17 protein-coding genes and 2 tRNA genes are annotated in these 19,106 nt (G+C 67.7%); 8 read left to right on the top strand and 11 right to left on the bottom strand.

The annotated features are described in order from the left end of the window. Positions 1 to 7 precede the first annotated feature (7 nt). Together AC07PR_RS11895 and AC07PR_RS11890 are read left to right on the top strand one after the other, a co-directional pair. Positions 8 to 83, top strand: a tRNA-Asn gene (locus AC07PR_RS11895). 103 nt (positions 84 to 186) lie between these two features. Beyond that, positions 187 to 262, top strand: a tRNA-Asn gene (locus AC07PR_RS11890). Between the two features lie 69 nt (positions 263 to 331). On the opposite strand, the gene AC07PR_RS11885 is transcribed toward AC07PR_RS11890, so the two are convergent. Continuing rightward, entirely contained in the window at positions 332 to 955 is a 624-nt protein-coding gene (locus tag AC07PR_RS11885; protein WP_495135429.1) for a PEP-CTERM sorting domain-containing protein, read from the bottom strand. 202 nt (positions 956 to 1,157) lie between these two features. Here AC07PR_RS11885 and AC07PR_RS11880 point away from each other — a divergent pair, with 202 nt between their 5' ends. Both AC07PR_RS11880 and AC07PR_RS11875 read left to right on the top strand, forming a co-directional pair. After that, the gene (locus tag AC07PR_RS11880; RefSeq protein WP_483107493.1) at positions 1,158 to 1,772 is read left to right on the top strand and encodes a DUF4124 domain-containing protein; all 615 of its coding nucleotides are present in this window, start codon (positions 1,158 to 1,160) and stop codon (positions 1,770 to 1,772) included. Between the two features lie 39 nt (positions 1,773 to 1,811). Continuing rightward, positions 1,812 to 2,567: an NYN domain-containing protein gene (locus AC07PR_RS11875; protein ID WP_495135428.1), complete on the top strand. Its 756-nt coding sequence runs from the start codon at positions 1,812 to 1,814 to the stop codon at positions 2,565 to 2,567. Positions 2,568 to 2,571: 4 nt separating this feature from the next. Here the strand turns inward: AC07PR_RS11875 and AC07PR_RS11870 are convergent, their stop codons facing one another. From AC07PR_RS11870 to AC07PR_RS11855, 4 genes are all read right to left on the bottom strand, one after another. Next, a complete protein-coding gene (locus AC07PR_RS11870; RefSeq protein WP_495135427.1) occupies positions 2,572 to 3,201 on the bottom strand; it encodes a hypothetical protein in 630 nt (209 codons plus the stop codon). A gap of 35 nt (positions 3,202 to 3,236) precedes the next feature. After that, on the bottom strand, positions 3,237 to 3,998 hold the full coding sequence (locus AC07PR_RS11865; RefSeq protein ID WP_495135426.1) for a YoaK family protein: 762 nt from the start codon (positions 3,996 to 3,998) through the stop codon (positions 3,237 to 3,239). 79 nt (positions 3,999 to 4,077) lie between these two features. Beyond that, complete coding sequence (locus AC07PR_RS11860) at positions 4,078 to 4,599, bottom strand: hypothetical protein (protein WP_483107495.1); 522 nt, start codon at positions 4,597 to 4,599, stop codon at positions 4,078 to 4,080. A 72-nt stretch (positions 4,600 to 4,671) separates the two neighbouring features. Next, positions 4,672 to 5,064, bottom strand: coding sequence for a response regulator (locus AC07PR_RS11855; RefSeq protein WP_483107496.1), 393 nt, complete (start codon positions 5,062 to 5,064; stop codon positions 4,672 to 4,674). A 135-nt stretch (positions 5,065 to 5,199) separates the two neighbouring features. On the opposite strand from AC07PR_RS11855, the gene AC07PR_RS11850 reads away from it, so the two are divergent. After that, on the top strand, positions 5,200 to 6,249 hold the full coding sequence (locus tag AC07PR_RS11850) for a LacI family DNA-binding transcriptional regulator (protein WP_495135425.1): 1,050 nt from the start codon (positions 5,200 to 5,202) through the stop codon (positions 6,247 to 6,249). A 202-nt stretch (positions 6,250 to 6,451) separates the two neighbouring features. Here AC07PR_RS11850 and AC07PR_RS11845 read toward each other — a convergent pair whose 3' ends face one another. Beyond that, on the bottom strand, positions 6,452 to 6,682 hold the full coding sequence (locus AC07PR_RS11845; RefSeq protein WP_495135424.1) for a hypothetical protein: 231 nt from the start codon (positions 6,680 to 6,682) through the stop codon (positions 6,452 to 6,454). Positions 6,683 to 6,747: 65 nt separating this feature from the next. Continuing rightward, positions 6,748 to 6,963, bottom strand: a complete 216-nt coding sequence (locus tag AC07PR_RS11840) for a Blp family class II bacteriocin (RefSeq protein WP_495135423.1) — start codon at positions 6,961 to 6,963, stop codon at positions 6,748 to 6,750. 434 nt (positions 6,964 to 7,397) lie between these two features. On the opposite strand from AC07PR_RS11840, the gene AC07PR_RS11835 reads away from it, so the two are divergent. Further along, entirely contained in the window at positions 7,398 to 9,773 is a 2,376-nt protein-coding gene (locus AC07PR_RS11835; RefSeq protein WP_495135422.1) for a TonB-dependent receptor plug domain-containing protein, read from the top strand. A gap of 107 nt (positions 9,774 to 9,880) precedes the next feature. Here AC07PR_RS11835 and AC07PR_RS11830 read toward each other — a convergent pair whose 3' ends face one another. The 4 genes from AC07PR_RS11830 to AC07PR_RS11815 all read right to left on the bottom strand — a co-directional run bounded on the left by AC07PR_RS11830 (position 9,881) and on the right by AC07PR_RS11815 (position 14,948). Further along, positions 9,881 to 10,303, bottom strand: a complete 423-nt coding sequence (locus AC07PR_RS11830) for a cold-shock protein (protein ID WP_377161158.1) — start codon at positions 10,301 to 10,303, stop codon at positions 9,881 to 9,883. A gap of 201 nt (positions 10,304 to 10,504) precedes the next feature. Then, positions 10,505 to 12,493 carry a S9 family peptidase gene (locus AC07PR_RS11825; protein ID WP_495135421.1) on the bottom strand — a complete coding sequence of 663 codons (1,989 nt, stop codon included), beginning with the start codon at positions 12,491 to 12,493 and terminating at the stop codon, positions 10,505 to 10,507. Positions 12,494 to 12,646: 153 nt separating this feature from the next. Then, positions 12,647 to 13,960, bottom strand: a complete 1,314-nt coding sequence (gene guaD, locus AC07PR_RS11820) for a guanine deaminase (RefSeq protein WP_495135420.1) — start codon at positions 13,958 to 13,960, stop codon at positions 12,647 to 12,649. A gap of 28 nt (positions 13,961 to 13,988) precedes the next feature. Beyond that, positions 13,989 to 14,948: a LysR family transcriptional regulator gene (locus AC07PR_RS11815; protein ID WP_495135419.1), complete on the bottom strand. Its 960-nt coding sequence runs from the start codon at positions 14,946 to 14,948 to the stop codon at positions 13,989 to 13,991. A gap of 150 nt (positions 14,949 to 15,098) precedes the next feature. Here AC07PR_RS11815 and xdhA point away from each other — a divergent pair, with 150 nt between their 5' ends. Continuing rightward, positions 15,099 to 16,622, top strand: coding sequence for a xanthine dehydrogenase small subunit (gene xdhA / locus AC07PR_RS11810; protein ID WP_495135418.1), 1,524 nt, complete (start codon positions 15,099 to 15,101; stop codon positions 16,620 to 16,622). Next, positions 16,619 to 19,045, top strand: coding sequence for a xanthine dehydrogenase molybdopterin binding subunit (gene xdhB, locus AC07PR_RS11805; RefSeq protein ID WP_495135417.1), 2,427 nt, complete (start codon positions 16,619 to 16,621; stop codon positions 19,043 to 19,045). Before xdhA ends, xdhB begins: the two co-directional genes overlap by 4 nt. The last annotated feature ends 61 nt before the right edge of the window (positions 19,046 to 19,106 follow it).

Genomic DNA, 19,106 nt, shown 5'->3' with positions numbered 1-19,106 from the left:
GCTCTGATCCCCGATAGCTCAGTCGGTAGAGCGCCGGACTGTTAATCCGTAGGTCCCTGGTTCGAGCCCAGGTCGGGGAGCCAAGATCAGACAACGAAGGTCTTCGGACCTTCGTTTTATTTCAGCCGGTGTCCGACCGAAGACGCTGGCCCAAGAATTCAGATCGATTGGATCTGAGCAGACTTTTCCTCGATAGCTCAGTCGGTAGAGCGCCGGACTGTTAATCCGTAGGTCCCTGGTTCGAGCCCAGGTCGAGGAGCCAAAATTGAAGCCCCATTCGCGCAAGCGAGTGGGGCTTTTTCTTTGCACCGACGGACATTCCGGTCCCAGGTCAGGAAGCGAGCAGTGAAGGCCCATTCGACAAGGCAGTCGTCGGGGCCTTCCCTCTGGCCCGTCCAAGCACGCCCAGACCGATCAGGCCGACCATCCAGAGCAGCATCGTGGCCGGTTCTGGCACGGCAACTGGAATCGGCACAGTCAGATCAGGCCCGACGATGCGGCCGAAATCGACCGGCAGATTCTCCGGACCGGCGTTGGCGCCGGAATAGATGAAGAAGTTGTTGGCCGTCCCCGTGTCGGGCGCATGGGTCGTGCTGAATGAAAACGTCATCAGCTTTCCGGGGTCCGTTTCGGGCGTCAAAGTCACCCACATCCAGAACGAGCCCGCGACCTCAATGCCCGGCTGCGTCCAGCCGCCGACTGCAAGGTAGAGGTCCCAACCCGCCGGCTCAGTATGCGATACCCAACGCGGCGCGTCATGGCTGGGCGTGCTGTTCGAGAGCACGCCGAACTCATGGAACCCGCCCGACGGAAGCTGGCTGGTGTCGAGGACATAGGTGTAGGTGTACAGCCCCGTCAATTGGCTGAACGTGACGTCTCCAGTCACGGCCGGCGCCGACTGCGCGGCACCGCTCAACCAGGCGAGACACAGGATCAACAGACGCATCAGTTTCATTGCGATCTCCCATTGGGTCGGAGCTGAAGCTTGTCCACGCGACGGGCTGGACGCAAGGCACGCGCACCGGAATTTCCAGCGACAGGGGCAGGCACGCCAACGCGAATGTCGATGAGGGAAGATCGTCGGGACACCATCGGCAACATCTCAGGTCAACTGCAGCGTGCATCGGTGCGTTCGATTCGTTTCAGGGAGACTTCATATGAAAAAGATCCGGCCAACCTTCATCGGCGTGCTGCTCGGCGTCTGCGCCGCGATGGGCGCCCACGCCCAGGTCTGGAAATGCACCGTCGACGGCAAGACCCACTACTCGGACCAGCCGTGCGCGGCGAAGGGCGAGCAGATGAAGCCGCAATCGCTGCAAAGCAATGTCATTGATACGTCGGCGGACCGTGCGGCTGCAGAGCGTTCCAGAGCAGCGGCTGAACAACAGCAGGCCAACGCGCCTCAGGCTTCAGCACCGACCGTTCCGTCCAACTACTGCCCCTCCGATCGCGACATCGCCGCGATGGAGACCAAGGCCAGTTCCATCTCGCTGAGCGCGGACGCCAAGCGCTTCGTCCAGGACGAGATCCGACGCGCGCGCCAATGCCAGAAGGGCCAGGGCAACTACACCGCCTCCGACTGGAACGTGAGCAAGCAGGCCGTCGACGCGCAGAGCAGCCTGACCGGCGGTGCCGACGCACGCCGTCGCGCCGAGGCGATGCACAGCGCCGCCAACGCCAGCGAGGGCGACCGCATCGCGCGTCAGCGCGAAGTCGACGACCGCAACGCGCAACGCCGGCCGAACCAGCAACAACCGCTGCGCGATCGCTGAAGGTGTTGGACACTCCGCCAAACTCCAGGGAGAGGCCGAGTGGACACCACCGACATCCGCACCGATGCCAAGGTCGCCGTCCTCGTCGACTGCGACAACACCACGCCGGAGATCCTCGAGCACGCCTTGAGCGTCGTCGCCCAGTTCGGGCGCGTGATCATCCGGCGCGGTTACGGGAATCACACGACGCTCGCGAACAAGTGGCAGGAGGCGCTGGTGCGCCTCGCTTTCACGCCCTGCCTGCAGTACCAGTACGCGGCGGGCAAGAACACCGCAGACATCGCACTCGCGCTCGATGCCATCGAGGCGCTCTTCGACCGACGCGCGGACACCTTCTGCATCGTCACCAGCGATTCGGACTTCGCCTATCTCTGCCGCAAGCTGCGAGAGCGCGGATCGACCGTGCTCATCGTGGGCGAGGCGAAGACGCCGGCGGCGCTCCGCAACGCCAGCGACCAATTTTTCCAATGGGCGCCGCCCGAGGTCGTCGCACCCGCCGTTGCGGGGCCTGCGGCGGCCAAGCCGGCAGCACCTGCAGCAGCGTCCAAGCCCAAGCAACGACCGAAGGCACTGGTCAACGCCGTCAAGCTGATGGCGGCTGATACCCCCGATGGCCGCGTCCATGTCGGAACGCTGGGCTCCTATCTGCGCCGCACTGATCCTGGCTTCTCACCCCAGACGTTCGGGCACTCCGGTCTGGTCAGCATGCTGAAGACCTACGACTTGCTGAATGTGCGGCAAGAACCCGGTGGCCACTGGACCGTCGCGCTCGCCGCCGGCAACAACGCCGCATGACGGCTCAATGCGTCAACCGGCTCTTCCGCCAAGCCAGGTAGCTGCCCAGTTCCGGGAACGGCAGGAAGCCCTCGTCATCGGGATCCGCGGGGACTTCGCAGACTTCCACCAGGTCGACGTCCGTCGCCGCGGCCTTCTCTCCCAGCGCGGTGTCCAGGATCAGCAGCAGCCCGTTGGCGAACTCCTCTTCCTGGTCGTCGTTGAAGCCTTGCACGGCAACGCGCAGGCCGAGCACCTCCGGCGAATCAGGATCCACGAGCGGCTCGAACCACATGTCTTCCGGGTTCAGTTCCAAGCCTCGATAGCCGATGCTGAAGCCGAAGCCCATCGGCGGCTTCAACGGCACTGCCGTCCATCCCGGCAACTCCGGCGCCACCGAGACCATCGCCTCGACCAGCGGGAACAGCTCCCAGTCGCCCTGAGCGGTGATGACGAACTCGCGGTCCTTGTCGCCGGCCGCCGAGACCTCGAACCACAGGCCTTCGTTCAACGCTTGAAGACGTTCCAGCAACTCGTCCCAGAACGGGTCGTCCGGTGATTCCATGGCATCCAGGTCTGACTGGCGCGACACCAGCCAGGTCCAGAAGGCATTGATCTGTTGAGGGTTGAGGTCGACGTCGAGGTGGTCTTGCATGCGAGGCTCCAATCGGCGCGATTGTGCGTCGGCCTTCAACGTCTTCGCGTCAACAGCCCCCGCCACCGCTCCCAATCCTTGGTCACCGGCGGCAATGCCAGCACGAACAGCACCGTCGCCAGCGGCACCACGCACACGAACCCGAGGTATTTGAACCCCAGCGCCCCCGCGCCGCCGCCGAGCACGAACGCCGCCAGCAAGCCGCCCGCGCGTTTCGCGCGCAGCCGGTCATGCCGCACCGCCGCGCGCTTCACCGACGGCTGCCGGTTCCAATAGAGCATCTTGCCGAGCTCCATCCCGAGGTCGGTGATGTTCCCCGTCATGTGGGTGGTGCGGATGCTCCCCCCCGAGGTCTTCGATCCCACCGCGTTCTGCAGTCCCATGATGAACGCCAGCAGCAGCACCGTCAGCGGCACCGCGAACGGCGTGTGCCACGTGAGCGTGATCGCGCCCATCAGCCCGAACGGGAACAGCAGCGCCGCCTCCAGCATCAGCGGCAGCGCATAGACGCTGCGCAGGCCGTGCTGCCGCGCCCAGTTCACCAGCACCGCACACACCGCCGCCCCGGCCAGGAAGGCCAGGATCGCCCCCAGCGCGTTCAGCACCAAGGTCCCCTGCCCCATCACCGCGCCGTCCGCCAGCTGCGAGGCGAAGCCCGTCATGTGCGAGGTGTAGCGCTGCAGGATCAGGAACCCGCCCGCGTTCACCGCCCCGGCGTTGAACGCGAGCAGCAACCCCAGCGCCTGGTTCGTGGACGGCGCGCGATGGCGGCTCGTCAGGTGCAGCAGTCGCCTCACGGCGCCTCCCGATGTCGATCAGAGTGCGGCCCATGATACGGGTCGCCCCCGGGCTCGTCCTCCGGGGCGTCGGCCCGCCTCAGCGCGAGGCCTGCGGTGCCAGCGGAAGGTTGGTCACCTGCACCGTATCGAGGAAGGTCCCCGCCTTCGAGGTAGGCATGAACGACAGCGAGTCCTTGCCGGCCTCGAATATCGCGATGAGCAGTGCCCCGCCGGCGGCGCCCGCCTTGTCGGTGCTGTAGTTGAAGTAGTAATAGATCATCGGCCGCTCGTTGATCCGGTCACGCGGCACCCAGATGCCGCCCTCGAACGGCCCCATGACGGCGTTGTGCGCGTATTGCCGGACGCACGCGCCGGGCCCTCGATAGAACGACCCCTTCTCGTTGCGCGCCTCGAGACGGTAGATCCCCTTGGCCAGGCCTTCCCGCCATGCGACGCCGCCGAAGGCTCCCCGTTGCTCCACATACTCGACGTCTTCGTCGAATCTCACGTACTCGTCCGACGTGACCTTCTCGAGCTTCTCGGTATGCCTGTCGAAAGTGGCGGCACAGCCGGTCAGCGTGACGACAAGCGCGCACAGCAGCGCAGCGGCGATTCGCATGTGGTTCCTCCCCGGGGACGTTCTGATGGGTTCTTCGCGCGGCGAGTCTATCGCGCGCCACGAAGCCCGTCCTCAGGGCATCGACGGCTGTCCGTCGAGCTTCGCCCCGTACTTCGTCAGCGTCTTGTGCAGACGCCCGAAGTCGATCGGCTTGACGAAGTAGTCGTCGAAGATCAGATCCTCGGCGGACTCGAAGTCCGTGTTCAGCGGCGTGCCGCTGACCGCGATCGCGATCAGCGCCGGCAGGCTCAGCTTCAGCCGCCCCGTCAGGTGCCGGCCGTCGGCGTCGGGCATGTCGATGTCGGTGATCAGGATGTCGGGCTCCCACTTCAGCCCGATGCCGATCGCCTCCAGCCCGCTGCGTGCGACCCGCAACTCGAAGTGGTAGACGGTGAGCAGTTCGCGCAGGAGATCGAGCGAGTCCGGCTGGTCATCGGCGACCAGGACCTTGAGGCGTTCCGACATGGCTTGGAAGGAATGGCAGTTGAGCGGCAAGAGCAAGCGGCGGGCCCGGGCGAATGCCGAGGCGGGAATCGCGGCGCATTCTTCCACCAGACGCGTACGGGAGTAGGATCATCGGGTTCTTGAAAGCGCTTTCCCATGAAGAGAAAGAAGCCCCTCCTACCGACGTCCAGCGAGGTCACGCTGGGCATGGTGGCCACCGCCAGCGGCGTCTCGCCGAGCACCGTGTCGCGCGTCCTCAGCGGCAGCGCGCAGGTGAGCTCGGACAAGGCCGAGCGCGTCCGGCGCGCGATCGACGCGCTGGGCTTCGTCCCCAACACCATCGCCCGCGCGCTCGCGGACGGCCGGACGTTCAACGTCGGGCTGCTCGCGCAGTACTTCGAGAGCCCGTTCTACGCGCTGATGCTGCGCGGCATCGAGGAAGTGCTGACGCCCGCGGGCTACGGTCTCGTCGTGGCGAGCGGACACTGGCAGCCGGATGAGGAGCAGCGCTGCATCGCCTCGCTGCGATCGCGGCGCGTGGACGGAATCATCGTGTTGACCGGTGGCCTGAGCGATGAGTTCCTCGCCGCGCTCGCGCGGGAGTTGCCCGTCGTCGTGACCGGTCGCGCGCTGCAGGCGGACGGGCTTCATGCGTTGAAGACGGACGACCTCGAAGGCGCGCGCGTGGCGACGCGGCATCTGATCGAGCGGGGCCACACGCGCATTGCCTTCATCAGCGGCGATCCGGCGCACGCGGATTCGTCGGAGCGCGAGCGCGGCTACCGCGCGGCCCTCGCCGAAGCGGGGCTCGCCGTCGACGAATCCCTGATCGGCGGCGGGAACTACTGCGAAGTCGGCGGCGCCGCGGCGATGACGCGGATGCTCGACCACGGCACGCAGTTCACGGCGGTGTTCGCCGCCAACGACCAGATGGCGGCCGGCGCCGCGCGCGTGCTGCACAGCCGCGGCTTCCGCGTGCCGGAGGACGTCTCGCTCGTCGGCTACGACGATCTCCTGAACACCGCGCATGCGAGCCCACCGCGCACGACGGTCGACGTCCACATCGCCGAACTCGGCCGGCGCGCAGCCTCCGCGATGCTGGATCTACTGCGGACCGGGGGCTCGACGATCGAGCCGCCGATGCCGCAGCTGATCGTGCGGGAGTCGACCCGGCGCTTGCCGTCAACGACGGCCAGCGTCTGTTGATCGAATCAGGAACTGACCCCTTCTCGCCTTGCTTTTCGTCAACTGCCCGTCACAAAACCTCGGCAGAATGCAATGCATCCGAGACAACAACCGGCTGCACTACTGGGCAGAGAGCTGGAACCCGTCACCAGCGTCACGGATACCCTCTTCAGAAACAAAGCCACCCGATGGGTGGCTTTTTTCGTTGGGCGTCAGAATCGCATCACTGCGCGGACAGCCGCCAGATGCGCCGGCCAAAGAGCGCCACCATGATCGGTCCGAAGGCGAGGCTCACCACGAGCAGTTTCCAGTTCGCATCGAAGTGCCCATCGATGACAACGCCAATCGCCACAAACAGGCCGAAGAAGAGCATCGACAGTCCGAACGAGAAGAGCAAGAGAAACCGCCGCGGTCCGGCGGCCCGCAACTTCTCGAAGTCCAACAAATCAAGCATAGGGCCTCCTATAGGCTTGGAAAGAGGGGGCGCGCCCTCCCTCGACGGCGCGCCCGGGACTCCGGTCAATGCGCCTGATGCGCGACCCAGTAGTGGTATACCGCGCCGCCGGCAGCACCAATTGCAGCGCCGCCCAGGAATCCGATCGGCGTCCCACCGGTCACCGCGAATCCGGCAAAGCCGCCGGCAAGTGCACCCTTGCCGATATCGCTCAGCAAGGCATCAGAGATGCCCCCGGCGACCAGTTCCAGTTCTTCGAGCGTGAGTTCACGCATTTCCATTTTGGTTGACTCCAAAGCAAAGGATGGAGGAAGGAGCGGCCATCTACCGCGCCGTCCGGATTCGCTCGCGACCGGTCAGCGAGCACCTTCAATGTGCCGAAGAGGTTCCACCCAGCCAATCGCATGTATCAGTAGATTGCATTGACGCCTTCCACCTATCGAAGGCGGATAACACTGAAAGTGGTTGGTCGAACGCCAGCTAAGACCTGTATCTGCGGGGTTTCCACCTAGTCGCGTCGCGCCCGCCCATCACCTTGGGTAAAGAACTTTGAAAGTCCGCGCTCGCCTCCGTCACGAAACGTACAGCGTGCGATCCTTTCGACCAAGCCGCGACGCATCGCCCTGCGCATCGTCCGCGACACCCTCACCACCTTCCGCGCCACCGTCCCAGCCATCGCCAGATCGGGCCGCGCTTGCTCCTGCCATTGCTTCCGATGACAAGCACCCGCCGACCTGCCCTGCATCCGCTCTCCTTCGCCTTGATGCTGGGCCTGAGTTCCTCCGCCTGGTCCCAGGCCACCCCGCCCACCACCCCGCCCGCGAAAGCACCCGCGCCCGTCCCTGAGCGCTCGCGCCCCGCGGCGCCGCCGTCCGCCCCCAGGCAAGCCGACAACCCCACGCAGCTCGACCGCGTCGAGGTCCAGGGCACCTCGCGCGACGACGACCAGCGTCGCGCCTCCACCGCCTCGAAGATCATCATCGGCCGCGAGGAGATCGAACGCTACGGCGACGCCACCATCGGCGAGGTGCTCAAGCGCCTGCCCGGCGTCACCACCGGCGGCCGCCCCGGCCGCGGCGGCGAGGTCCGCATGCGCGGCATGGGCGGCGGCTACACCCAGATCCTCGTCAACGGCGAACGCATGCCGCCGGGCTTCTCGCTCGACGAGCTCCCGCCCGAACAGATCGAACGCATCGAGGTCATGCGCGCCCCCACCGCCGAATTCGGCGCGCGCGCCATCGCCGGCACCATCAACGTCGTCCTGCGCGAAGCCATCCAGCGACGGCTCAACGAGGTCCGCCTCGCCACCACCTTCGAGCGCGACCACGTCACCCCGAACTTCAATTGGACCCGCAACGACAAGATCGGCGACAACGGCGACGCCTACAACTTCACCGTCAACGCGATGCAGCACAAGCGGCTGGACGACATCGACTCGCAGTCGTTCACGCAGCGCTTCGACCCGACCACCGGCGCGCCTCAGAGCCAGACCCTGCTGCAGACCCGCGGACAGACCGCCGACGAGCGCAAGTCGCTCAACATGACCGGCCGCCTGCAGCTGCGCCTGGACGGCGGCGACACCATCGCCCTGCAGCCCTTCGTGATGGTCAACCGCGGCAGCGGCGGCAGCAGCTCCCGGCAGACCCAGTCCGCCGTGCCGGACGAGAACGCCTTCGAACGCATCAAGTACGACACCGCGACGAACGACAGCACCAGCCGCTCCGCCATGGCGCGTCTGAACCTGCAGTGGAACAAGCGCATCGACGAGCGCACCCGCATGGAAACGCGCCTCGGCGCCGGGCGCATGACGATGAACAGCAGCGCCCATCGCGAGGAAGACCTCGACGCCACGCCCGGCGTCTTCTATCGCACGCAGGACGACACGACCAGGAGCCGCGACACGCAGTGGAGCGTCAACCTCAAGCTCACGCACCAGATGGACAACGAGCACAGCCTCGTCGCCGGCGTGGAAGGCGAAGGCACCGAGCGCACCCAGACGCGCGGCTGCTACGAGGTCTTCGGGCAGACCATGAGCGGCAACAACTGCGCCTTCCTCGCCGACTTCGGCGAGAACGTCAGCGCCTCCACGCGCCGCCTGGCCGTCTACGGGCAGGACGAGTGGAGCGTCGGCAAGCAGTGGGGCTTCTATGCCGGCCTGCGCTGGGAAGGCATCCAGACCGACAGCACCAACAACCAGGGGCCGGTGAAGAACACCTCCAGCGTCCTCACGCCGCTGCTGCACGGCGTCTACAAGATCGACGAGAAGAGCCGCGAGCAGATCCGCGCCAGCCTCACGCGCAGCTACAAGGCGCCCAACCTGAACGACGTCATCGGCCGGCTCAGCATCAACAACCAGTTCACGTGCCAGCCGCCGGACGTGCTCTGCGGCCCCAACCTGATCAACTACCCGGACCGCTTCGGCAACCCCGACCTGAAGCCGGAGATGGCCACCGGTGTCGAGATCGGTTACGAGAAATACCTTTCGAAGGGCGGCCTGCTCAGCGCCAATGTCTTCTACCGCCGCATCACCGACCTGATCCGCAGCCAGGCGCAACTCGAGACGGTGCCCTACGCCACCGAGCAGCGCTGGGTCATCCGGCCGCGCAACATCGGCAACGCCAAGACCTACGGCGTCGAGCTCGAGGCCAAGTTCCGTCTCGACGAGTACCTGACCGACGCACTCCCGGTCAACGTGCGCAGCAACCTCTCGCTGTTCCATTCGGCCGTGGACGGCATCCCCGGTCCCAACAACAAGCTGGACCAGCAGCCGCGCTACACGGCCAACCTGGGCGCCGACTACCGGCTGCGCTCGGTACCGCTGACGCTGGGCGCCTCGCTGAACTACACGCCGACGACGCTGCTGCAGCAGAGCGACCAGGTGCTCAACGACATCGACAAGAAGCGCGTCATCGACCTCTCCGCGATGTGGACCTTCTCGCCCACCGTGGCCATGCGCGTGGCCGCCAGCAACCTCGTCCCCTTGACCTACGGCAACGGCAGCATCGCCACGACGCCGGGCCGCATCGTCACCAGCGAGAGCACCGGCCGCAGCTTCACCGTGTGGACGGTGCGCCTCGAACTGAAGGTCTGAGGACGCAAAAAAGGCTGCCCGGTGAGGGGCAGCCTGAAAGATGCGGAGCGAGAGGGCCTCCGCGAGGGCGACGGGGCTGCAGGTGCCAGCCCCAAGGAGTCAACTTGTCAGCGGCGGGCCTGGCCTTGGGTCAGGTCTTGCGCCTGGCTCAGGAACTTGCCGCCGATTGCATGGCTGGCGGGTGCCCACACGGTGGCGCCGACGCCCAGCACCAGCAGGGCCAGGACCGTCCATGTCAGCGGCGAGGTGCGACGGCGGGCGATCGGACGCGGCGGCCGCGAGGCCATGCGGGCGGGGCGCAACTGCGATGGCAGCTTGAATTCCTGCAGGCGCTGCAGCCGCACCGCCTGTTTGCTGCCGTCACTTCTGGACACAACCTCGAAGCTCAGGCGCTCGCCTTCCTGGGGTGTCTGGCCGTCCATCGGAAAGGCCGACACATGCACGAACAGGGCATCACCGCCCTGCGCCGGCTTGAGCATCCCGTGACCGCGCTCGGCATACCAGCTGTCCAACGTGCCTTCGAATCGCATGATCTGATCCCCCATCGTGTAGAAGCCCGACGAGCCCCGCAAGCTTGTGGCCTGCTCGGGCGTCCTGGACCGGGCGCTTCTTTCTCTGTCTGGACAAAAAGGCCCGGCACTTGGCCGGGCGCTTTCTGCTGCTGGGGGCATCCTGCCTATGCCGGGGCGAAGCCCGGCAACAGCCTGTAAACCGTGCAACTTCACACGGTTTTAATTCTTCAAGCCGGGCTTCAGGTACTTGTCGAGGAACTCGAGCATCTTCTGGTTGGCCTCGATCTGGTTCTTCTTCTTGGAGAACCCGTGGCCCTCGTCGTCGAAGACCACGTACTCGACCGGCACGCCGTTCTTCTTCACCGCGTCGACGATCTCATCGCTTTCCGGCTTGATGACGCGCGGGTCGTTCTTGCCCTGGATCACCAGCAGCGGCTTGCGGATCTCCTTGGCATGGAACAGCGGCGAGGTCGCGACCAGGAAATCCTTGTCCTTCACCGGATCGCCGATCTCCAGGTACAGCGCCTTGCGGAAGCTTTCCCAGTACGGCGGGATCGACTCCAGCGTGCGCAGCCAGTTGGACACGCCGAAGATGTCGATGCCGACCTTGAAGGCCTCCGGCCGGAAGGCCATCGCCGCCAGCGTCATGTAGCCGCCGTAGCTGCCGCCCATGATGCCGATGCGCTCGGGATCGATGACGCCGGTTCCGGCAAGGTAGGTCTTGGCCTCGATGCAGTCCCACAGCGGCTCGCGGCCGTGCTTGCCGTCGTCCGCGGTGAAGAAGGTCTTGCCGTAGCCGGAGCTGCCGCGGTTGTTGATGCCCAGCACCGCATAGCCGTGGTTGACCAGGTACTGCACCATCGCCGAGTAGCCGCGCGTGGTCTGTCCGCCCGGGCCGCCGTGCACCATCACGACGGCCGGCACCTTGTGGGTCGGCGACGCCTCCTTCGGCTCGTAGTAGACCGAGGGGATGACCATCCCGTCGAAGGAGCGGAAGCGCACGATGCGGCCCTCGACGAGCTCCTCCGGATCGATGTCCTTGGACAGCGTGCGCGTCAGCTGCTTGACCTGCTTCGTGCCGAAGTCGTAGACGTAGAGATTGCTCGGCGAGCGGTCGCCGTTCAGGTAGAACGCCATGCGCTGGCTGCTCTTCGAGAAGGTCACGCCGCGCAGCTCGCCGCCGGGCAGCTTGGGCAGCACGACCGGCTTGCCGTCGGCGGTCTGCACGATGCGCAGTTCCAGGCTGGCATCGGCGTTGACGCCGGTCACGCGGTACCGGCCGTCGCGCGAGTAGCTGCTGTAGACGATGTCCCAGTCCGCCTTCTCCAGATCGCGCTTCTGGCCCGAGGCCAGGTCGTAGGCGATCAGGCGCTGGAACTCGGAGCCCTCGTTGGACAGGATCAGCAGCGTCTTCGACTCCGGATCGAAATCCGTCGTGCTGAACGAGGCCACGCCCTGGTGCGGCGTCAGGTGCTTGGTCTCCTTCGACTGCGTGTCGTACAGGTAGACGTCCGAATCCGCCGTCGTGTTGGTCTTGCCCAGCGCCACCCAGCGGCCGTCGCCGCTGACGTCGAACACCGCGTTGCCGTCGTTGTTCTGGTAGATCAGCGTGCGCGCGTAGGTCTTGGCGTCGTAGCGGTAGACGTCGATGTAGCGCGCGTCGCGCTCGTTGGTCGTGACGAAGAAGGCGTCGCCGTCGCGGCTCCAGCCGGAGAAGCCGGCCTTGACCTTGTCGCCGGGGGTCAGGTCGCGCTCGCTGCCGTCGAGCTCGCGCACGATCAGGTGGTTGTTCTCGTTGCCGCCCTGGTCGCGCGTGAACAGCACGCGGTCGTCGTTGCGGAAATAGCTGACCGCGTAGTGGCTCTCCGTCGTGGACTGGGTCAGCGCCACCGGCTCGCCGCCGTCGACGGACTGGCTGTAGACGTTGAAGATCCCGGTCGCATTGCTGCTGAACAGGATGCGGCGCTCGTCCTGCGAGAACGACGCGCCGCGGACGGACGTCGTCGCCATGAACTGCTCGATCGTGTAGGGCTTGGCCGGTCGCGGCTGCGAGGGTCTGGCCTGCGCCTTGGCGGTCGCGGCGGTCGCCGGGGTCTTCGCGACCTTCTCCGTCGCGGCCTGCACCGGCATCGCCGCCATCGCGCCCAGCGCCAGGCACAGCGCCGTCAGCGCCACACGCGGCGCGCCCATCGGGGACAACTTCGTCATCGGGGATCTCCTCTCCTGATCGGTCCCGGGGACGTCCCGGGAACCCCCGACTGTAGGCATCAGGGTCAGGATTTGACTATCCCGGGATCCACGCGCTGCGCGCTGCCGCGACAGGACGCATGCCGGCGCGACGAACGGCGGGCCGCGGCCTTCTCAGGGCCGGCGATAGCGCGGCACGCCCGCGACGTAGCTCGCCACCAGGTTGCGGTCGTCCGACAGCGTCATCCAGGCGAAAGCGCGCTCATGCGGATCGCGCGCCAGCGCCATGCGGGCCTCCGCCACCGGTCCGGCGGCCCAGTCCCAGATGCAGACGTCGGCCAGGGTCTTCGCGCCGAAGTGGCCCAGTTCGTCCGACAGCCCCAGCGCCTCGGCGGCCCCGAGCGTCGCGGCATGCAGCCCCGCCCAGGCGGTCAGGCGCTGGCCGTTGAGCGCCTGCACCTTGTAGCCGTCCGCCAGCGTGCGCTGCGCCGAGAGCGAGGTCCCGCCGCCCACGTCGCTGGCCGCGCTCACGCGCACGCCGGCGGCGAGCGCGCCGGGCCAGTCGAACAGCCCGCTGCCCAGGAAGAGGTTGGACGACGGGCAGTGCGCGATGTGCGCGCCCGTGCGCGCGATCACGCGGCGGTCCTCGTCGTCCAGCCAGATGCCGTGCGCCAGCACCGCGCGCGGATGCAGCAGGCCGACGCGGTCGTAGACGTCGAGGTAGCTGCGCGCTTCGGGGAAGAGCTTGGCGACCCACTCGACCTCGCCGCGGTTCTCGGCCACGTGGGTCTGCATGTAGAGGCTGGCATCGGCGCGGCACAACGCGCCGGCCATCGCGAGTTGCTCCGGCGTGCTCGTCGGCGCGAAGCGCACCGTCACGGCATAGGACAGGCGTCCGCGCTGGTGGTGCTTCGCGATCAGGTCGAGACAGTCGCGCTCGGCCTGCACGACATCGTCGCGCAGCGCCTCCGGCGCGTTGCGGTCCATCAGCACCTTGCCGGTGATGAGGCGCATGCCGCGCTCGGCGGCGGCATCGAACAGTGCATCGGCCGAGACCTTGTGCACCGTCGGATAAACCACAGCCGAGGTCGTGCCGTGCGCCAGCAGCGCGTCGAGGAACCGGCCCGCGCCCACGTGCGCGACCTCAGGGTCCATGTAGCGCTGTTCCGCCGGGAAGGTGTAGGTGTTGAGCCAGTCCAGCAGCTCCGTGCCGTAGGACGCGATCACGTCCAGCTGCGGGCTGTGCACGTGCGTGTCCACGAAGCCCGGCAGGATCAGCCGGCCGCTGTGGTCATGGCGGACCCAGCCCTCGCCCGGGTCCTCGGGCTGCGCGCCGACGATGCGACCGTCCTCGATCAGCAGCCAGTGATCCGGACGGAAGCGCACGGCGGGGTCGTCCACGCGCGCCCATTGCGGCGCGGCGGTGAAGTCCAGCAGGTCGCCCTTCAGGGCCAGGCGTGCGGGAGCGGCGGATCGGTCGGTCGTCATGCGTTCAGAGGAAAGGGATTCAGGAACATCACTTCACGAGCTCGCGCGCGACTTCGCGCACCTGCTCGCGCAGCCAGCGCAGGGGCGCGCTGTTGTGGCTGACGTCGTGCCACAGCTGGTAGTACGTCATCGGCGGGAACGCCACCGGGCAACGCAACACCGTCACCGGCAACTGGTCCAGGTAGCGGTTGCAGAACAGCCGGCCGGTGGTCAGCACCAGCAAGCTGCGCGCCACCATCTGCGGCAGCTGTCCGAAATGAGCGCAGCGCACCGCGATGCGGCGCTCCAGGCCGAGCGAGGCCAGGTGCTGCTCGATCACGCCCGGCTGGCCGCGGCTCAGCGGCATCGGCGCCAGGTGCTGGCAGTCGAGGTAGCGCTCCTGCGTCCAGGCGCGCGGTGCCATCCGCGCCGCGGGATGATCGTTGCTGACCAAGCAGACGACCTCGTCCACCAGCAGCCGGCCCATGTGGAGCTCGCCGGGCGGCTCCAGCCAGTTGCCGATCACCAGGTCCACCTCGCCGCGGGCAAGCGAGGTCCGGTAGTCGAAATCGGCGTTCAGCGGCTGCAGGTCGAGCTGCACGCCCGGCGCGAGGCGCTGCAGGTGCGCCACCAGCATCGGCAGGAACAGCGGGTCGAGGTAGTCGCTGGCCGCGACGCGCAGCCGCAGCTCGGCGGTCGCTGGATCGAAGCCGGACTTGCGCAACCGCGCGCCGAACAGCTCGTCCGCCTCGCGCAGCAGGCGCTCGGCGGGCGCGAGGAGCTCCAGCGCGGTCGCCGTCGGCGTCATGCCGGCGCCGCTGCGCACCAGCAGCGGATCGCCCGTCAAGGTGCGCAGACGCCGCAGCTGCGCGCTCAAGGCGGGCTGCGTGCTGCCGAGCCGCATGGCGGCCCTGGACACACTGCGCTCGGAAATCAAGGTATGCAGGACCCGCACCAGAAGAAGGTCGATCTTGTCGAAGTTCAGCGCTTCCGCCATGGCCGATGGCATATAGATGTCATAAGCCCCATCGTATAACCATAGCGACGTCGGAGGAGTACCGTTCCGGTTAATTGCATCCGGCCTCGCCTGCTGCGAACCTCGCCCGCTTCTTGCTTGCCAGCCAGCGCCCTTTCCAGCGCATCAGCCCTATTCCCGTCCATGACCGATCCCCGCCCGATCCGCTTCTTCCACCAGGGCCGGCTGCAGTCCGTCACCGGGCTGCCGCCGACCACCACGGTGCTGCAGTACCTGCGCGAGCACGCCCGCTGCGCCGGCACCAAGGAAGGCTGCGCCGAAGGCGACTGCGGCGCCTGCACGGTGCTGGTCGGCGAGCTGGATGCGGACGGCAGGGCCGTCGAGCTGCGCAACGTCAACGCCTGCATCCAGTTCCTGCCGATGCTCGATGGCAAGGCGCTGCTGACGGTCGAGGACCTCGGCGACAGCGCCGACCTGAACCCGGTCCAGCAGGCGCTGGTCGACTGCCACGGCTCGCAATGCGGGTTCTGCACGCCCGGCTTCGCGATGACGATGCAGGCGATCTATGAGCGGCACCAGGCCTGCGGCACGCGGCCGGGGCGTCAGGCGCTCGCCGACGACCTGTCGGGCAACCTGTGCCGTTGCACCGGCTACCGGCCGATCCTGGACGCGGGCGAGCGCATGTTCGATGCGCCGGCGCGCACGATCGATCGCGCGCCGATCGTCGAAGCGCTGCGTGTGCTGGCCGAGGATCCGCCGCTCCGTTACGAAGCGCCCTCGCGCGCCGGTTCGCCGCAGCGTGTCTTCGCGCCGCGCTCGATCGATGAATTCGCCGCGCTGCGCGAATCGATGCCGCAGGCGCGGCTCGTCGCCGGCGCAACCGACGTCGGCCTGTGGGTCAACAAGCAGCAGCGCGAGCTCGGCGACGTGATCCTCACGGGTCGTGTCGAAGAACTCCGGCATATCGACACGGTCACGGTGCAGGAGAGCACCACGCTGCGCATCGGCGCGGCGGTTCCGCTGGAAGACGCCTGGTCCGCGCTGACCGCGCGCGTGCCCGCCCTGCGCGAGCTGTGGCTGCGCTTCGCGTCGCCGCCGGTGCGGCACGCCGGCACGCTGGGCGGCAACATCGCCAACGGCTCGCCCATCGGGGACGGCGCGCCGGCCTTGATCGCGATGGGCGCGCGCATCGTGCTGCGCCGCGGCGCGACGCGGCGCTCGCTGCCGCTCGAGGACTTCTATCTCGACTACATGAAGAACGCGCTCGAGCCCGGAGAGTTCGTCGAAGCGCTCGAGGTCCCCACCCCGCCGCCCGGCACGCGGCTGCGCGGCTACAAGCTCGCCAAGCGCTACGACAGCGACATCTCCGCCGTCTGCGCGGTGCTGAGCCTGCGGCTCGAGGACGGCGTCGTGCGCGATGCCCGCTTCGCGTTCGGCGGCATGGCCGCGATCGTCAAGCGCGCGGCGAAGGCCGAGGCCGCCGTGACCGGCCGCGCCTGGGACGAGGCCGCCTCGAGCGACGCGGCCGCGGCGCTGCGCGAGGACTTCAAACCGATGACCGACCTGCGCGCCAGCGCGAGCTACCGCGAGCGCACCGCCGCGAACCTGATCCGGCGGTTCTGGCTGGAGACCCGCGCCAACGCGCCCGTCGCGGCCGAGTCGGCCAGCGTCTGGCAGGCCGTCAACCTGCAGCGGAGCGTCGCATGAACAAGCCCTCGGAACTGCCGGTCGGCTTCGACGTCGACGCACCGGCGCCAGCCCTGCGGCCGCAGGTCGGCATCAGCCGCGCGCACGAGGCGGCTCACCTGCACGTCAGCGGCGAAGCCACCTACATCGACGACATCGCCGAAGCGCAGGGCACCCTGCACGCGGCGCTGGGGCTGTCGCCGGTGGCGCACGGGACGCTCGTCTCCATCGATGTCGACCTGCTGCGCCGCCAGCCGGGTGTCGTGGCGGTGCTGACCGCCGCCGACATCCCCGCCGAGAACAACTGCGGCCCCCTGCTCCACGACGATCCGATCCTCGCCGACGGCGAGCTGCGCTACGTCGGCCAGCCGGTCTACGCGGTGATCGCCACCGACCGCGAGCTCGCGCGCCGCGCCGCCGCGATGGCGAAGCAGGCCGTCGTCAGCACACCGCTGCCGGCGGTGCTGACCGCGCGCGAGGCCCATGCCATCGGCCAATACGTCATTCCGCCGATGCACCTGGCACGCGGCGACGCACAGACGGCGCTGGCTGCCGCGCCGCACCGGCTCGACGGCGAATGGGCGGTCGGCGGGCAGGAGCAGTTCTACCTGGAAGGCCAGATCAGCTACGCGCTGCCGCAGGAGAACCAGGCGCTGCTGATCCACTGCTCGACGCAGCATCCGTCGGAGATGCAGCAGCTGGTCGCGCATGCGATGGGCTGGCAGGCGCACCAGGTCACGGTGCAGTGCCGGCGCATGGGCGGCGGCTTCGGCGGCAAGGAATCGCAGTCGGCGCTCTTCGCCTGCGTCGCCGCGATCGCGGCGCACAAGCTGCGCCGGCCGGTCAAGCTGCGCGTGGACCGCGACGACGACTTCCTCGTCACCGGCCGCCGTCACGGCTTCGACTACCGCTGGTCGGTCGGCTTCGACGACGAGGGCCGGATCCTCGGCGCCGAGATCGACCTGATCTCCAACTGCGGCCACAGCGCCGACCTGTCGGGACCGGTGATGGCGCGCGCGCTGTGCCACTTCGACAACGCCTACTGGCTGCCGAACGTGTCGATGCACGGCTACGCCGCGAAGACGAACACGCAGAGCAACACGGCCTTCCGCGGCTTCGGCGGCCCTCAGGGCGCGCTCGCGATCGAGATGATCCTCGACGGCGTCGCGCGGCGGCTGGGGCTGGATCCGCTCACGGTGCGGCAGCGCAACTTCTATCGCGACGGCCGGGACGTCACGCCCTACGGACAGCGCGTCGAGGACAACCAGATCCAACGGCTGACGGACCAGTTGGTCGAGACCTCCGGGTACCACGCGCGACGCGCGGAGATCGCCGCATTCAACGCGGCCAACCCCGTGCTCAAGCGCGGGCTGGCGCTGACGCCGGTGAAGTTCGGCATCTCGTTCAACGTCGTTCACCTGAATCAGGCCGGCGCGCTGGTGCACGTCTACACGGACGGCTCGGTGCTGGTGAACCACGGCGGCACGGAGATGGGCCAGGGGCTCAACACCAAGGTCGCGCAGGTGGTGGCCCACGAGCTCGGCGTTCCGGCCTCGCAGGTGCGCGCGAGCGCGACCGACACGAGCAAGGTTGCCAACACCTCGGCGACGGCGGCGTCGACCGGCTCAGACCTCAACGGCAAGGCCGCTCAGGATGCGGCGCGCAAGATCAAGCAGCGCTTGAAGCCGCTGGCGGCGCGGCTGCTCGGCTGCGATGAGGAGGCGCTCGTCTTCGACGGCGGCGAGGTGCGCGTCGACGAAGATGCCGATGGCAACGGCGACGGACATCGCGAGGGACTCGACGGGCCGAAGGCGATCAGCTTCAAGGAGCTCGTCGCCAAGGCCTACCTGGAGCGCATCCAGCTCTGGAGCGACGGCTTCTACGCAACGCCTGGCCTGCACTGGGACCGCGCCAAGCTGCAGGGCCGCCCGTTCTACTACTACGCCTTCGGCGCGGCGGTGACGGAGGTGCTCGTCGACACGCTGACGGGCGAGTCACGCGTGCTGCGCGCGGACGTGCTGCACGACGTCGGCAAGTCGCTGAACCCGGCGCTGGACATCGGGCAGGTCGAAGGCGCGTTCGTGCAGGGCCAGGGCTGGCTCACCAGCGAGGAGCTGGTGTGGCATCCGCAGTCGGGGTTGCTGCTGACGCACGCGCCGAGCACCTACAAGATCCCGACGGCCAACGACATGCCGCAGGACTTCCGCGTCGCGCTCTACGACGCGCCGAACGCGGCGGACAGCATCCACCGATCGAAGGCGGTCGGCGAACCGCCGCTGCTGCTGCCGTTCTCGGTGCTGCTGGCGATCAAGGACGCGGTCGCGGCCTGCGGGCCGGCGCGCTGCGATCCGCCGCTGCGGGCGCCGGCGACGCCGGAGGCGGTGCTGGATGCGGTTGAGGCGGTGCTGCGAGCAGTCTCTCCACGCCATGCAGTTCCCCGATGAATCTGCCGCTGGCGGCATCGACGACCGAGATTGACGCTTCGCGGCCGGTTTCATCCATTTG

The organism is Roseateles sp. GW821-FHT09H11 (assembly GCF_059415845.1).
This window is presented reverse-complemented; position numbering and strand designations above follow the sequence as displayed.

Coding starts and splice junctions, on each gene's coding strand:
- AC07PR_RS11840 (WP_495135423.1), bottom strand. CDS start 6,963: ATGGAAATGCGTGAACTCACGCTCGAAGAACTGGAACTGGTCGCCGGG.
- AC07PR_RS11860 (WP_483107495.1), bottom strand. CDS start 4,599: ATGCGAATCGCCGCTGCGCTGCTGTGCGCGCTTGTCGTCACGCTGACC.
- AC07PR_RS11830 (WP_377161158.1), bottom strand. CDS start 10,303: ATGCGATTCGAAGGCACGTTGGACAGCTGGTATGCCGAGCGCGGTCAC.
- AC07PR_RS11850 (WP_495135425.1), top strand. CDS start 5,200: ATGAAGAGAAAGAAGCCCCTCCTACCGACGTCCAGCGAGGTCACGCTG.
- xdhA (WP_495135418.1), top strand. CDS start 15,099: ATGACCGATCCCCGCCCGATCCGCTTCTTCCACCAGGGCCGGCTGCAG.
- AC07PR_RS11885 (WP_495135429.1), bottom strand. CDS start 955: ATGAAACTGATGCGTCTGTTGATCCTGTGTCTCGCCTGGTTGAGCGGT.
- AC07PR_RS11835 (WP_495135422.1), top strand. CDS start 7,398: ATGACAAGCACCCGCCGACCTGCCCTGCATCCGCTCTCCTTCGCCTTG.
- AC07PR_RS11880 (WP_483107493.1), top strand. CDS start 1,158: ATGAAAAAGATCCGGCCAACCTTCATCGGCGTGCTGCTCGGCGTCTGC.
- AC07PR_RS11855 (WP_483107496.1), bottom strand. CDS start 5,064: ATGTCGGAACGCCTCAAGGTCCTGGTCGCCGATGACCAGCCGGACTCG.
- xdhB (WP_495135417.1), top strand. CDS start 16,619: ATGAACAAGCCCTCGGAACTGCCGGTCGGCTTCGACGTCGACGCACCG.
- AC07PR_RS11825 (WP_495135421.1), bottom strand. CDS start 12,493: ATGACGAAGTTGTCCCCGATGGGCGCGCCGCGTGTGGCGCTGACGGCG.
- AC07PR_RS11845 (WP_495135424.1), bottom strand. CDS start 6,682: ATGCTTGATTTGTTGGACTTCGAGAAGTTGCGGGCCGCCGGACCGCGG.
- AC07PR_RS11870 (WP_495135427.1), bottom strand. CDS start 3,201: ATGCAAGACCACCTCGACGTCGACCTCAACCCTCAACAGATCAATGCC.
- guaD (WP_495135420.1), bottom strand. CDS start 13,960: ATGACGACCGACCGATCCGCCGCTCCCGCACGCCTGGCCCTGAAGGGC.
- AC07PR_RS11815 (WP_495135419.1), bottom strand. CDS start 14,948: ATGCCATCGGCCATGGCGGAAGCGCTGAACTTCGACAAGATCGACCTT.